This is a genomic window from Streptomyces sp. NPDC037273, assembly GCF_055603625.1.
The window spans coordinates 59,031-72,105 of record NZ_JBVJVO010000017.1; the positions used below are offsets into that span (position 1 = coordinate 59,031).

At 73.6% G+C, this 13,075-nt stretch carries 11 protein-coding genes and 1 tRNA gene; 9 read left to right on the forward strand and 3 right to left on the reverse strand.

All coding sequences use genetic code 11. From position 1 onward, the window contains the following. Nucleotides 1–23 precede the first annotated feature (23 nt). Genes ACZ7G1_RS32890 through ACZ7G1_RS32905 form a run of 4 tightly spaced genes read left to right on the forward strand, consistent with a single transcriptional unit; the run spans nucleotide 24 to nucleotide 4,816 of the window. The gene (locus ACZ7G1_RS32890) at nucleotides 24–863 is read left to right on the forward strand and encodes a phosphatase PAP2 family protein (RefSeq protein ID WP_470876446.1); all 840 of its coding nucleotides are present in this window, start codon (nucleotides 24–26) and stop codon (nucleotides 861–863) included. Beyond that, nucleotides 796–1,908: a hypothetical protein gene (locus ACZ7G1_RS32895; protein WP_470876447.1), complete on the forward strand. Its 1,113-nt coding sequence runs from the start codon at nucleotides 796–798 to the stop codon at nucleotides 1,906–1,908. Before ACZ7G1_RS32890 ends, ACZ7G1_RS32895 begins: the two co-directional genes overlap by 68 nt. After that, nucleotides 1,899–3,488: a hypothetical protein gene (locus tag ACZ7G1_RS32900; protein ID WP_470876449.1), complete on the forward strand. Its 1,590-nt coding sequence runs from the start codon at nucleotides 1,899–1,901 to the stop codon at nucleotides 3,486–3,488. Before ACZ7G1_RS32895 ends, ACZ7G1_RS32900 begins: the two co-directional genes overlap by 10 nt. Continuing rightward, a complete protein-coding gene (locus tag ACZ7G1_RS32905) occupies nucleotides 3,485–4,816 on the forward strand; it encodes an AAA family ATPase (RefSeq protein ID WP_470876451.1) in 1,332 nt (443 codons plus the stop codon). The genes ACZ7G1_RS32900 and ACZ7G1_RS32905 overlap by 4 nt, the downstream gene beginning before the upstream one ends. Here the strand turns inward: ACZ7G1_RS32905 and ACZ7G1_RS32910 are convergent. Next, nucleotides 4,800–5,465, reverse strand: coding sequence for a peroxiredoxin-like family protein (locus tag ACZ7G1_RS32910; RefSeq protein WP_470876453.1), 666 nt, complete (start codon nucleotides 5,463–5,465; stop codon nucleotides 4,800–4,802). The two genes, ACZ7G1_RS32905 and ACZ7G1_RS32910, sit on opposite strands and share 17 nt — an antisense overlap. 122 nt (nucleotides 5,466–5,587) lie before the next feature. Here ACZ7G1_RS32910 and ACZ7G1_RS32915 point away from each other — a divergent pair, with 122 nt between their 5' ends. The 4 genes from ACZ7G1_RS32915 to ACZ7G1_RS32930 all read left to right on the forward strand — a co-directional run bounded on the left by ACZ7G1_RS32915 (nucleotide 5,588) and on the right by ACZ7G1_RS32930 (nucleotide 7,555). Further along, complete coding sequence (locus ACZ7G1_RS32915; RefSeq protein WP_470876455.1) at nucleotides 5,588–6,202, forward strand: TetR/AcrR family transcriptional regulator; 615 nt, start codon at nucleotides 5,588–5,590, stop codon at nucleotides 6,200–6,202. Nucleotides 6,203–6,333: 131 nt separating this feature from the next. Next, nucleotides 6,334–6,696: a hypothetical protein gene (locus tag ACZ7G1_RS32920; RefSeq protein ID WP_470876457.1), complete on the forward strand. Its 363-nt coding sequence runs from the start codon at nucleotides 6,334–6,336 to the stop codon at nucleotides 6,694–6,696. Nucleotides 6,697–6,861: 165 nt separating this feature from the next. After that, a complete protein-coding gene (locus tag ACZ7G1_RS32925) occupies nucleotides 6,862–7,491 on the forward strand; it encodes a hypothetical protein (RefSeq protein ID WP_470876459.1) in 630 nt (209 codons plus the stop codon). Then, a tRNA-Lys gene (locus tag ACZ7G1_RS32930) sits at nucleotides 7,482–7,555 on the forward strand. The genes ACZ7G1_RS32925 and ACZ7G1_RS32930 overlap by 10 nt, the downstream gene beginning before the upstream one ends. Nucleotides 7,556–7,649: 94 nt before the next feature. Here the strand turns inward: ACZ7G1_RS32930 and ACZ7G1_RS32935 are convergent. After that, nucleotides 7,650–8,930 carry a M6 family metalloprotease domain-containing protein gene (locus ACZ7G1_RS32935; RefSeq protein WP_470876461.1) on the reverse strand — a complete coding sequence of 427 codons (1,281 nt, stop codon included), beginning with the start codon at nucleotides 8,928–8,930 and terminating at the stop codon, nucleotides 7,650–7,652. Nucleotides 8,931–9,255: 325 nt separating this feature from the next. Between ACZ7G1_RS32935 and ACZ7G1_RS32940 the strand changes: the two genes are divergently transcribed. Then, the gene (locus tag ACZ7G1_RS32940) at nucleotides 9,256–11,199 is read left to right on the forward strand and encodes a putative bifunctional diguanylate cyclase/phosphodiesterase (protein WP_470876463.1); all 1,944 of its coding nucleotides are present in this window, start codon (nucleotides 9,256–9,258) and stop codon (nucleotides 11,197–11,199) included. A gap of 95 nt (nucleotides 11,200–11,294) precedes the next feature. On the opposite strand, the gene ACZ7G1_RS32945 is transcribed toward ACZ7G1_RS32940, so the two are convergent. Then, nucleotides 11,295–13,007, reverse strand: coding sequence for a glycosyl hydrolase family 18 protein (locus ACZ7G1_RS32945; protein WP_470876465.1), 1,713 nt, complete (start codon nucleotides 13,005–13,007; stop codon nucleotides 11,295–11,297). Between the last annotated feature and the right edge of the window lie 68 nt (nucleotides 13,008–13,075).

The window sequence follows — 13,075 nt, forward strand, 5'->3', positions numbered from 1 at the left end:
AACCAGCTGGGGGGACTCGAAGCATGCACAAGCCACGGTGGTGGGCCGAGCTGTCGCTGATCGCGGTCGTGTACGCGGCGTACACCGGCGGCCGGCTGCTGGTGCGCGGCGACGAGGCGACGGCCGTGGAGCACGGGCTCGCGATCCTGCGCTTCGAGGAACGGCTCGGGATCGACGCCGAGCACCCGCTGAACCTGCTGTTCACCGACGTCCCGGCGCTGGGCGTCCCGGCCGACTTCGCGTACGCCTCGCTGCACTACCTGGTGACCCCGGCGATCCTCGTCTGGCTGTTCCGGCGCCGCCCCGCGGACTACCGGGCCGCCCGCACCTGGCTGATGGCCTCCACCCTGCTCGGCCTCGTCGGCTTCACGCTGCTGCCGACCTGCCCGCCCCGGCTGCTCGACCCGGCCCACGGCTTCACCGACACGATGGCGCACTTCAGCGCGTACGGCTGGTGGGGCGGCGAGGCCAGCGCGCCGCGCGGGCTCGGCGGGATGACGAACCAGTTCGCGGCGATGCCCAGCCTGCACGTGGGCTGGGCGCTGTGGTGCGGCGTGATGCTGTGGCGGCACGGGCGCGGCCCGCTGACGAAGGCACTCGGCCTCGCGTATCCGCTGGTCACCGCGCTGGTCGTGATGGGGACGGCCAACCACTACCTCCTCGACGCGGTCGCGGGCGTGGCCGTCATGGGCGTGGGCCTGCTGCTCACCCCGCGGCTGCTGCGGGCCGCCTCCCGGCGTGGCCGGGCGGCGGAAGCTCCCCCGGTTGTCAGTGCCGGATGCGAGACTTCCACGGGTGAGCGCATCCCTGGACAGCGGTCCGTCCGTACCGCCGCAGACGACACGTCGACACCTGCTCGCTGAGCTGCGCGGACCGGCCAACGCGCCGCGTCCGCTGGACGCGCGGGCCCTCGCGGCGCTCGCCGCCAACCCGGGCTGCCGGCGGCGGGCCCTGCTCGACGGCGCCGGGGTCGACAAGTCCGCGCTGGCCGCCAAGCTCGGTTCGCCGGCGCCCTTCGGCCAGTCGCAGTTCGCGATCGTGCGGGGCAACTCCTTCGAGGCGAAGGTCAAGGCGGACGGCGGCCGCGAACTGCTGCGCCTGATCGGCGCCGAGGAGCCCGCCGAGGTCTCCGTGCCCGATCTCGCGGCCGCCGGGCCCCAGGGCCGGACGGCCCGCACGGCCCTCGCGCTGCGGGAGGCGACCGGGTCCGGCGGCTGGACGCTGCTCGACCACCCGCTGCTCGCCCTTGAGGTGGCCGGAGCGCCGGTCTATCTGGAGCCGGACGCCGTGGTCGTCGGCCCCGACGGCGGGTGGACGGTCGTCGAGATCAAGTCGTTCCCGATGATCGACGGCTCGGCGGACGCGGCGAAGGTGGGCGCGGCCGCCCGCCAGGCCGCGGTGTACGTGCTCGCGCTCGAACGGGTCGCGGCGGTCACCGACGGCGCCCGGGTGGCGCACTCGGTGGTCCTCGTCTGCCCCAAGGACTTCTCGAACGTGCCGACGGCCTCCCTCGTCGACGTGCGCAAGCAGCGCTCGGTGACCCGGCGCCAGCTGGACCGCCTGACCCGCGTCGACGAGATCGCCGCCGCCCTGCCCGAGGGCGTCAGCTTCGACGTCGAGGAGCGCACCCCGGAGGAGCTCGCCGCGTCCGTCGCATCCGTCCCCCACCAGTACGCGCCCGAGTGCCTGGCCGCCTGCGAGCTGGCCTTCCACTGCCGCTCGCGGTCCCGCGAGGCCGGCGCGGTCGAGACCCTCGGCCGTTCGGTACGGGCCGAGCTCGGCGGCCTGACCACGATCGACGCCGTCCTGGCCGCCGCCCGCGGCGAGTCCGGCGACCCCGACGACCCGGCGGTCGCGGCCCTGCGCCGGGCGCGGGCACTGCGCGCGGAGGCCCTGGCATGTCGCTGATCTCGATGCTGGCCCGGATGGAGGCCGTCGAGTCCGGGCGGGCGCAGCCGCTCGCGACCGTGCGGCACCGGCGGGTGTCGGAGCGGCCGCTGGTGTTCGTGCCGCTGACGACCGCCGGTGAGGCGGGCGCCCCGCTGGGCGCGCTCGTCGGCACCGACCCGGAGGAGCCGAGGCTCTTGGTGGTGCCCCAGCCGAGGGACCGCGACCTGCGGTTCGGGTTCCTCGCCGACCTGGCGGAGGAGATCCTGCCGTACGTGGACTCGTTCACGGACACCGTCGAGGCGGTGGAGCGGAACGAGACCGACCCGGAGACCGGCAAGAAGGTGAAGGTCGAGGTCGAGCTGTGCGCGGACGCGCCGCAGCTGATCGTCCCGAGCCGGGCCGGCATCGAGTACGTCCGGCTGCTCGGGCGCTCCACGCGCTTCCGGCGGACGGCCGAGCAGGACCCGGAGACGCCGTTCCCTGCGCCGCCGCGGGTGCCGCTGCTCGGCCGCTGGCTGACGCACTTCGGCGAGCGGGCCCGGGTGCCCGGCTCCTCGCTGCTGCTCGCGGCGACGGACCTCCTCAACCGGCACTGGGCGACCGGCCAGTCGTCTCTGGAGGACCAGCACCTGGGCGCGCTCCTGGCCTGGATCGACCCGTACGACAGCGAGCCGGGCGCCGAGGCCGCGCTGCGGGCCGAGGTGGGCCGGGACGCCCAGGGGCAGCTGCTGTGCCCGCCCGCCGGGCCCGCCACCGACCCCGCCTTCGACAACCGGCTCCTCGCGCCCGCGATCGAGCGGTACGACCGGGCCCGGCAGGCGCTCGGCGCGGCCGAGGACGGCGAGGCCGCCGACCGGGGCCTCGGCGAACTGCACGCGGCCGAGCGGGAGCTGCGCCGGCTCGTCGTCTCGCAGCTGAAGCCGACCTGGTACGCGGTGTGGCGGGCGATCGACCTGCTGCGGGAGCTGCCGGAGGGGGCCAGGGTCGAGGACCGCTGGACCCGCGACCGCTGGTCGTTCACCGGCCACCGCGACCGGGTCACCGCCGGCGAGCCGCCGCAGCCCCGCCGGGACGACGCCGTGACGGCCGCCTCCAAGCTGGCCGCCCGCGAGCAGGCCCAGGGGCAGCTGGAAGCGCAGGAGGCGCTCGACGACCCCCTGGTCCTCGCCGGGCGGCGCCTCGCCGGCGAGGCGTTCACCGCCGAGGTCGTCGAGGTCACCATGGCCTGGACCGAGTCGAAGCGCCCCGCGCCGCGCCCGCTCCTCACGGTCCGCACGGACGACCGCCCGCACCTGGGCGAGCGCACGAAGGTGTTCCGCTCCCTCGACGGCAAGCCGCAGGCGGCGGAGTTCGTCCGGCACGAGGAGGACGGCTCGCTCCTCCTCCGCGTCCTCGACCGGATGGGCCGGTCGAAGGAGCCCGCGGAGGGTTCCGTGCCGCAGAAGGGCGAGCGGATCTCCTGGACCCTCTTCGAGCACGAACAGCGCGTCGGCCCGAAGCTCCCCGACCCCGAGGAGACCCCCTGGACCCACGGCGGCCCTCCCCGTACGGACGCCGTGGAACTGCCCGACGCCGTGACCCCCGAGGACGTGATGTGACCGTGTTCGATCCTTCCGCCGAGGCGGGCCGTGCGACCGCCGGGATTCTGGCGGACACGCTGCACGGCTCGTCGCGTGGTGTGGTGGTCGACTCGCCGCCGGGGGCGGGGAAGTCGACGCTGGTGGTGCGGGCGGCGCTCGAACTGGCGGCGGCGGGGCGGCCGCTGATGGTGGTGGCGCAGACGAACGCGCAGGTGGACGACCTGGTGCTGCGGCTGGCGGAGAAGGAGCCGGGGCTTGAGGTGGGGCGGCTGCACTCCAGTGACAGCGACGCGTACGACAAGGCGCTCGACGACCTGGAACACGTACGGAAGTCGGCGAAGGCGGGGGAGCTGGCCGGGCTGCCGGTGGTGTTGTCGACCTCGGCCAAGTGGGCGCATGTGAAGAACGTCGAGCCGTGGGCGCACGCGATCGTCGACGAGGCGTACCAGATGCGCTCGGACGCGCTGCTCGCGGTGGCGGGGCTGTTCGAGCGGGCGCTGTTCGTCGGCGACCCCGGGCAGCTCGACCCGTTCTCGGTGGTGGGGGCGGAGCAGTGGGCGGGGCTGTCGTACGACCCGTCGGCGAGCGCGGTGTCCACGCTGCTCGCGCACAATCCGGAGCTGCCGCAGCACCGGCTGCCGGTGTCGTGGCGGCTGCCGGCCTCGGCGGCGCCGCTGGTCTCGGACGCCTTCTACCCGTTCACGCCGTTCCGCAGCGGCACCGGGCCGGAGGACCGGAAGCTGTCGTTCTCGGTGGCCTCGGACGGCTCGGGCCCCGACCGGGTCCTCGACGAGGCCGCGGAGTCCGGCTGGGGCCTGCTCGAACTCCCCGCCCGGCACACCCCCCGGACCGACCCGGAGGCGGTCGGCGCGGTCGCCCTGGTCGTCCGTCGGCTGCTCGACCGGGGCGGCGCCGCGGTCTCCGAGCAGTCTGAGCGGGCCGTTCCGCTGACGGCGGACCGGGTCGCGGTCGGCACCGCCCACCGCGACCAGGCGGCGGCGGTCCGTGCCGCGCTCGCCGAGCTCGGCGTGACCGGGGTGACGGTGGACACCGCGAACCGGCTCCAGGGCCGCGAGTACGACGTGACGGTCGTCCTCCACCCGCTCTCCGGCCGCCCGGACGCCACCGCCTTCCACCTGGAGACCGGCCGGCTCTGCGTCCTCGCCTCCCGCCACCGGCACGCCTGCGTGGTGGTCTGCCGGGCGGGCGTCGCCGAGCTCCTGGACGAGCACCCGTCGACGGAGCCGGTCCAGCTGGGCGCGGCCGTGTCGTTCCCCGACGGCTGGGAGGCCAACCACGCGGTCCTCTCCCACCTGGCGGAGCACCGGATCAGCTGGACTCCCTGAGCCGGGCGGCCAGACCGAGCAGTTCGTCGACCGACCACTGGTCGTAGACGTGCTCGCCGTACTTCACGGCGGCGACCCGCCCGTCCGGGGCGATCAGGAAGTCGGCGGGAAGGCCGAGGCGACCGCCGGGCTGGGAAGCGGCGGGCAGCCGCTCCCTCCCCCGGAGCAGCTCCCACACGCCGCTGAGCAGGGACCGCAGGACCGCCGGCCAGGCGCGCGGGTCGAGCAGCGCTTTGCGGTGAGCCTCCACCCCGAACTCGGCGTACAGCGCCTTGGCCGGGTCCGCGACGACGGCGAACGGCAGATGGGCGACGTGCTCGCGGAGCTCGTCGGCGGGGGAATGGAAGAGGACCACCTCACGGATCCCGGCCCGCTCGATCTCCTCGTGCCGCCGGACCACCGACCGCAGGTGGAGGTTGCACACCGGGCAGCCCGCGAAACGGCGGAACTGCACGTGGGTCAGGCGCGCGGGGTCCGGCAGCGACAGCGGGGAGCCGAGGACCGGGGTGAGCGTCCGGGCGGGCACGGAACTCCCGGGCTCCCAGCGGCCGCCGCGGAGCGGCCGGCCGGAGGGCTGGGACGTGCGGGGCTCGGACGTGCGGGGCTGGGGCGTGCTGGGCTGGGGCGTGCGGGGCTGGGGCGTGTGCATGGGGCACCTTCCTCGTGGGACACGGGGGCACGGGGGCACGGAGGCGTACTGGGACACGGCGGCACGTAGGTGTACGGCGTACCCCTAACAGCGTAGGCGTATGGCGTACGCTGTCAACCGCCATGCCACGACCCCGCTCCCTCACCCTGGACCGACTGGCCGCCGCCGCCCTCGCCGTCATCGACCGCGACGGGCTCGCCGCCCTCTCCATGCGCACCGTCGCCAAGGAACTCGGCATGAGCCCCATGGGGCTCTACCGCTACGTGAGCGACCGCGAGGAGCTGGAAGGGCTCGTGGTCGATCGCGTCCTGGGCTCCGTCGACACCACCCCGCCCGCCCCCGAGGCCCCCTGGCGGGAGCGGGTCGAGACGATGGCCGGGCGGTTGCGTGACGCCGTGGCGGGCCATCCGGAGGCCGTCCCGCTGACCCTCGCCCACCGGCACCACGCGGCCGCGGGCCTGCGCTGGTCGGAGACCGTGCTCGGCATCCTGACCGAGGCGGGGATCGACGGCCGGCAGCGGGTCGTCGCCCTGCGCGCGCTCCACGGGTACGTCACCGGGGCGATCCAGCTCGAACACCTCGGCCCCCTCACCGGCGAGGGCACGGCGGTCATCGCCGGGCTGCCCGATGACCGGTTCCCCCACCTGACGGAGACGGCGCGGACCGCCGGCGAGGTGGACCCCGACCAGGAGTTCTTCGGCGGACTGCGCCTGCTGCTGCGCGGTCTCGACGGCTGACACCCCGGCCCGGGCGGGGATCGGGAGCGTTCCGGGGGCGCGGGGGACGGGGTTCGCGCTCTTGCGGGACACGGGAGAATGGAAGACGGCCCGGGATTCCGGGCCGTGCCTGTGCGAGGAGGAGAAGGACGATGGCGGAATCCGCGGAGCGGAGCGGGCAGCGGCGGCTTCGGCCGGCACAGCTGGTCTTCGAGCCTGCCGAGGCGACCGCCGACCCGGAGCACTTCTTCGACCTGGAGTCGATGGAGGACCCGCGGGAGCTGCTCGCCCGCGCGACCGAGCTGACGCTCGCGTTCCGCGCGGCCACGGACCGGGCCATCGAGTTCCAGGCCATCGCCGCCGCCCAGCTCGCCGACCCCCGCCGCTTCGACCGGCTCACCCCGGCCGCCGTCGCCGAGCGCGCCCAGTGGACCGAGGACTACGCGGTCAAGATGATCGAGTTCGGCCGGGGCCTCATCCGCACCGAGGGCCGCCCGGCGGAGGACCAGGCCTGAGAGCCGGCGCGCCGGGGCGCGTGGGGAACTTCTGCCCGGAGCATCTGCGCCCCGCGTGCGCCCCCTGGCATATGCGGAGTGCACGATACTCCTCGCGGGGGCGCCCTGTCCGGGATTCCGGGAACCCTCGGAAACCGGTCGGTCACAGCCGGTAGACCTGGACGCATGACGACCTGGCTGCGCGACGAGACCCCGCACGACATCTTCCGGTTCCTTCGGGAGGGTGACGAGGGACGGCACCAGACGGCCCGGGTGACGGCTGACGGGGCCGCGTGGCTCGCCTCGGCCGTCGGGGGGCACGGAGCCGCCCTCACCCGCTGGGAGACCCGCCCGGCCTCACCGGCCGCGCTGCCCTGCGGGACGGTCTTCGACGTCGTCAACGTCGACCCGGTCTTCGGCCGCCGGATGCTGGACCGGCTGTGGGAGGAGGGCCCGGGCTCGGGGCCCGTCGCGATGCACCGGGGCCGGATGATGCTGTTCGCCGCGCCGGGCACGGCCCAGCGGCTGCCGGCGCTCCTCGAATGGGAGGAGTGGGGAGAGGACGTTCCCCGCCCGCTCTGTCACGGCGTCGGGGACGCGGTGACCGTTCCGCCGCTCGTGCCCTCGCCCGATGCCACCGGCCCGCGCTGGCTGGTCGCCCCCGACACCAGGAACCCGTGGCTGCCGGGTCCCGAGGTCGTGCTGTGGGCCTGCGTGCGGGCCGTCCGGGCGGCCTCCGCCGCCGACGTGCGGGTATCGATTTTTCCTCCCGCCGATCCGGATGCTAATGTCTACGACGTCAGCAGGCGCCGCTAGCTCAGTTGGTTAGAGCAGCTGACTCTTAATCAGCGGGTCCGGGGTTCGAGTCCCTGGCGGCGCACAGACGGAAGAAGCCCCTCGCGGAAGCGGGGGGCTTCTTCGTGTTCCGGTTCGGCCGACGACGGGATTCCGCCCGGCCGACGACCGGCCTCCGTTCAGCCGACCGTCGGCGGGGTGATCCGTACCGTCCAGCCGCCCGTCTCGGTCCGTTCCGTGACCTCGACGCGGACGTCGGTGCCGGGCACGGTGAGCGTCTCGCCCTCCGCGAGCGGGGCGTCCGCGAGCGGCGGGTAGACCGAGCGGTCCCAGCAGGCCTCGGTGCGCGGGTGGGCGTCGACGACCTCGACCGGGCCGTCGCCGGAGGCCGCGCCGGCCCGCACCCGGTAGACGAGCACGCCCTCGGTGCAGGTCTCGGCGTCGTTGCCCGAGGCGCTGCGGGCCTCGACGGCCAGGACGCTGTCCGGGCCGGTGCGGACGACGGCGAGCCGGGTGCCGAGGGTGCCGCCGGGCGGCGGCGGGGCGTCGCTGGGTTCCAGGCTGACCAGCCGGCTGCCGGCGCCCTGGACGCAGCTCACCTGGGCCCGGGAGAGCCAGCCGAGCTTCCACTTGTGCCAGCCGAACAGGTCGGGGGCGAGCCCGAACTGGCTGCCCATGACGTCCCAGTCCCCCACATGGGTGTCCCAGTCGCCCTTGCCGTCGACCGGCCGGTGGTAGAGGTCGGGCAGGTCGAAGACGTGTCCGGTCTCGTGGGCGAGGACGTTGCGGTCGGGCGGGTGGCGCTCGAAGACCGTGACGACCCGCTTGATCTCGGCGCCGTCGGCCTCCAGCGGCCGTTCGAGGTTGACGACCTTGGTGGCGTCCGAGTCCACGCCGGGCGCGTCCGGGTCCGCGACGAGATAGACGACGTCGTACGCGGAGAAGTCCACGCCCGGGTCGGCGGCGGCGATGGCGTCGCGGAGGTACGCGGCCCGCTTGGCGGCGTCCCAGTCCCGCCGTATGTCGTACGCCCCCGACTCCTTCGGCATCCGGGTCCAGGTGCTCTGGGGGTGCGGGCGCAGGGTGAAGCGGCCGTAGGAGGCGCGGTCGAAGTACTCGCTGGTGGCGGGGAAGTGGTCGGCGGCGAGTTCGTCGGGTGTGGTGAGCGGTTCCGAGTCGGGGAACGACAGGAAGATCATGACCGCGTCGAGGGTCCGGGACGGGCGCGGATAGGAGCCGTTCCAGGTGTCGAGGCCGAGCGAGTGGTGGGCGGCGGTACGGGGCAGGGCGCAGGGACTCGCCGACGGCGCGCCGACGGCGGGGCCGGCGACGAGGCCGGTGGCGGCCAGGGCGGCGAGCGAGGTGAAGGCCGCCGCGCCGGCACGCAGCCGTGGGCGTTCCACTCCCCCGGGTGGCTGCTGACCCCTCACGTGGACCTCCGGTTCGGGAATGCGGGACACCTCACCCACCTTGTGATGGTTTGCGAGGTTTCGCACGTTTCCGCTGCCCCGGTCGGGTGAGGGGGCATCACCGGGTCGACGCGACACGGACGCGCTTCAGCTCACGGAAAGTCACATTCGGTCAGCCCGCCGTCGACCCGTGTCAGACCCGCGCAGAAACGATCGGGCGGCGCACGGGGGTGGGCCTCGCCACACGGGTGGGCGCCCCTCGCGCGCGCCCCGGAGCTGGAACGCTCCCCCACACGGGCTCTATGATCGGCTCACTCTTCCTTGGCCGACCGTCCCGACCACATGTGACCGGCCCGACTGCACACGGGAGCGAGCGGTGAGCGGAACCCCCGAAGGACCGGTGCACCCAGAGCCGCCGGAGAAGCACACGGCAGACCCCGCGCTCACGGAGCGTCACGCCGGGCATCCGCACCCCGCGGGCCGGGGCGTGGAGCGCTCCGACGCCGAACTCCGCGACTACCGGGCGGCCTTCGGGGTCGCCCGGCTCGCCATGGCCGTCGTCGACCAGGACGGCACCGTCCTCACCGCCAACGACTCCTTCGGCGCCCTCCTCGGCACCGACGCCGGGGCGCTGCGCGAACAGGCCGCCGCCGACCTCGTCGACCTCGCCTCCGACGGCCGCACCTGGCACGCGTACCGCGAGGTGCTCAGCGGGCGGCGCTCCCGCTTCCGCTGCACCCGGCGCCTCAAGCACGCCGACGGGCGCTCCCTGTGGGCGGAGATCACCGTCGCCCCCGTGCCCGACAGCCGGCGCGTGCTGCTGTCCATCGCCGACATCAGCGACCGGCGCGAGCTCCAGGCCCGGCTGCGCCACCTGCAGATGCACGACCCGGTGACCCGGCTGCCCAACCGGGCGCTGTTCTTCGAGCGCCTGTCGGCGGCCCTTGAGGCCGCCCTCCCGGACGCCGGCGCCGACAGCGCGGCGGACGACCCCTCGGACGGCCGCTCGGATGCCGCGCCGGTCGGTTCGTCGTACCGATCCGACCGTTCATACGAGTCGTACGGGTATGGCAGAACAGGGCGGATCGGTCTCTGTTACCTCGACCTCGACGGCTTCAAGGCGGTCAACGACACCCTCGGCCACCGCGTCGGCGACCGGCTGCTCGCCGCCGTCGCCGCCCGCCTCACCGAGTGCGCGGACAGCGACGGCTACACCCGCAGCGGCGGCCATCTGGTGGCGCGGCTGGGCGGCGACGAGTTCGCGATCCTGGTCGAGGACTCCACCGGCACCGAGCAACTCGCCGACCTGGCGCGCTCGGTGCTGTGCGCGCTCCAGCACCCCTTCGACCTGGCGGGCCAGCGGCTCTCGGTCTCGGCGTCGATCGGCGTGGTCGAGCGGTCCGCGCGCGGCACGACGGCGACCGCCCTGATGCAGGCCGCGGACACCACGCTGTACTGGGCCAAGGCCGACGGCAAGGCCCGCTGGACCCTCTTCGACCCGGAGCGCAACGCGCACCGGATGACCCGGCAGGCGCTCTCCTCCACCCTGCGCCCGGCCGTGGAGCAGGGCGAGTTCGCGCTGGAGTACCAGCCGCTGGTGGATCTGGCGGACGGGGCGGTGCGCGGGGTGGAGGCGCTGGTGCGCTGGAACCACCCGCAGTTCGGCTCCCTCGCGCCGAATCGGTTCATCGGGATCGCCGAGGAGGACGGCTCCATCGTGGAGCTGGGCCGGTGGGTCCTGAACACGGCCTGCCGCCAGGCCCGGCAGTGGCAGAAGGACCATCCGCACGAGCGCCCGCTCTTCGTGAGCGTCAATGTGGCGGTCCGTCAGGTGTGGGACTCCGACCTGGTCGCGGACGTGGCCGGCATCCTCGCCGAGACCGGCCTCGCCCCGCATCTGCTCCAGCTTGAGCTGACCGAGTCCGCCGTGATGGGCTCGGCCGGCCGGCCGTTGCAGGCGCTCCAGGCGCTGAGCGACATGGGGGTGCGGATCGCCATCGACGACTTCGGCACCGGTTATTCGAACCTGGCCTATCTCAGCCGGCTTCCGGTCTCCGTGCTCAAGCTCGACGGTTCCTTCGTCCGGGGCTTCCAGGACGAGGAGCACGCCAACCCGGCGGACGAGCTGATCGTCGAGGCGCTCGTGCAGCTCGCGCACCGGCTCGGCCTCACCGTCACCGCCGAGTGCGTCGAGACCGCCGGGCAGGCCGACCGGCTGCGGCGGATCGGCTGCGACACCGGCCAGGGCTGGCTGTACTCGCGGGCCGTCACCCCGGACCGCATCGCCGAACTGATCGGCTCGGAACCGCTGCCGGTCTGACCGGCCGCGCGGGGCGTCAGGGCATGGAACTGCCCCCGGCCGGAGGGACATTCCGGGCGGGGGCAGTGGTCATGAGGGGTGCGGCGGATCAGGCGTCAGCAGGCGCCGAGGTCCTGCCAGACGCCCCACTCGCCGGTGGTGCCGGGGGTCTCGTTCTGGGTCCACCACTTGGCCTTGTACTTGCGGCCGTTGTGGGAGACCTCGTTGCCCGCGTTGTAGATCGTGCCCGCGACGTACGCCGGGACCGAGCCGCAGCCCGTGGTGGGCGGGGTCGTGGGCGGCGTGGTGGGCGGGGTGGTGGGGGGCGTCGTCGGCGGGGTGGTCGGCGGCGTCGTGGTGGGCGGGGTGGTCGGCGGGGTGGTGGGGGAGCCGAGCGCGGTGTTGATCTGCGTCAGCAGGGTGGCCTTGTCGTCCAGGCCGAGGAGCGAGTACATCATCGCGCCGCCGAGGCCGCGCTGCTTGGCGTAGTCGACGCGGGCCTGGATGGACTTCTGGTTGAGGCCGGTGAAGAACTCGCCGTCCTTGTAGAAGTACGAGGACTTCGCCTGGTCGTCCCAGAAGGTCGTCGCCGGGTTGTCGACGATGCCGCCGAGCTCCTTGTAGTGCGCGATGCCGGCCTGCTGGCTGAGCGGGCGGACGTTGGAGCCGCCGGTGGCGGTCTGCGCGAGGCCGTTGGTGGTCCCGGCGGGGACGCCCTTCCAGCCGCGGTAGTAGAACTCGTAGCCCAGCGTCAGCTTGTTGGCGGGGAAGCCGCCGGTGATGCCGTAGGTCGCGTTGCCGTCGATCCAGGAGTCGATGGCGGCGTCGATGCTGTACTTCTCGGTGCCCGGCGCGATGACGTCGGTCGGGTCGTTCGAGCCGGAGTACAGCGGGGACTGGTGGTACGTCGGCCCGTCGCCGTCCCAGGCGCCGTGCATGTCGTACGTCATGATGTTCGCGTAGTCGAGGTACGCGCCGATCTTGTTCGTCTCGATGTACTTGATCTTGTCCTGGCCGGCCGGGAGGGCCGCGGTCAGCATGTACTTCTTGCCGCCGTTGGCCGTGCCGTACTCGTCGAGCTGCTTGCGGAACTCGGCGAGGAGCAGGGTGAAGTTCTGCTTGTCCTCGGGGGCGTAGTGGTTGCCCAGGTGGCCGCCGGAGGAGCCGGGGTACTCCCAGTCGATGTCGATGCCGTCGAAGATGCCGGCCGCGGTGCCGGGGCCGCCGTAGCCGCCCTCGACCGGCAGGTTGCCCTTGATGTACTGGTCGATGCAGGAGGCCACGAACTTCTTGCGGCTCGCGTCCGTCTTGGCCGCGTCGCTGAAGTACTTGGAGTAGGTCCAGCCGCCGAGCGAGATGTTGATCTTCAGGTGGGGGTACTTCGCCTTCAGTTCCTTGAACTGGTTGAAGACGCCCACGATCGGCTGGTCCCACTTGTCGGCGACGCCGTCGACGGAGTCGGCCGCGGAGAAGGACTTCTGGTAGTCCGCGTACGAGTCGCCCGCACCGTCACCCGCGTTGGGGTTGTTGTCGTCACCCGCGGCCTTGTTGGCCTCGAAACAGGTGAGGTTGGTGGGGTGGATGTTGCCGAACGAGTAGTTGATGACGTCCAGCTGGCCCGCGATGCCCCGGGTGTCGAGGTGCTTGGGGTAGAACGCGTTGCCGTAGACGCTCCACTGGTCGTAGTACGCGATGCGCACGTTGCCCGCAGAGGCGGTGGTCGACGCGTCGGCCGCCTGGGCGGAGCCGAGGCCGACGGTCGCGGCGAGAGCGCCGGCGGCGAGTGCCGAGCTGAGCAGCGCGGCGATCAAGGGCTTACGGGGGTGCACGTGCGGCCTCCGATGGGGGAGTACTGGGTGGTGCCGTACAGGAGCTGAGGAAGTGATAGCCGCCGTGT

What these genes read in the sequence shown, in the direction of transcription:
- ACZ7G1_RS32890 (WP_470876446.1), top strand. Translation starts at nt 24, where the DNA reads ATGCACAAGCCACGGTGGTGGGCCGAGCTGTCGCTGATCGCGGTCGTG.
- ACZ7G1_RS32900 (WP_470876449.1), top strand. Translation starts at nt 1,899, where the DNA reads ATGTCGCTGATCTCGATGCTGGCCCGGATGGAGGCCGTCGAGTCCGGG.
- ACZ7G1_RS32910 (WP_470876453.1), bottom strand. Translation starts at nt 5,465, where the DNA reads ATGCACACGCCCCAGCCCCGCACGCCCCAGCCCAGCACGCCCCAGCCC.
- ACZ7G1_RS32915 (WP_470876455.1), top strand. Translation starts at nt 5,588, where the DNA reads ATGCCACGACCCCGCTCCCTCACCCTGGACCGACTGGCCGCCGCCGCC.
- ACZ7G1_RS32920 (WP_470876457.1), top strand. Translation starts at nt 6,334, where the DNA reads ATGGCGGAATCCGCGGAGCGGAGCGGGCAGCGGCGGCTTCGGCCGGCA.
- ACZ7G1_RS32925 (WP_470876459.1), top strand. Translation starts at nt 6,862, where the DNA reads ATGACGACCTGGCTGCGCGACGAGACCCCGCACGACATCTTCCGGTTC.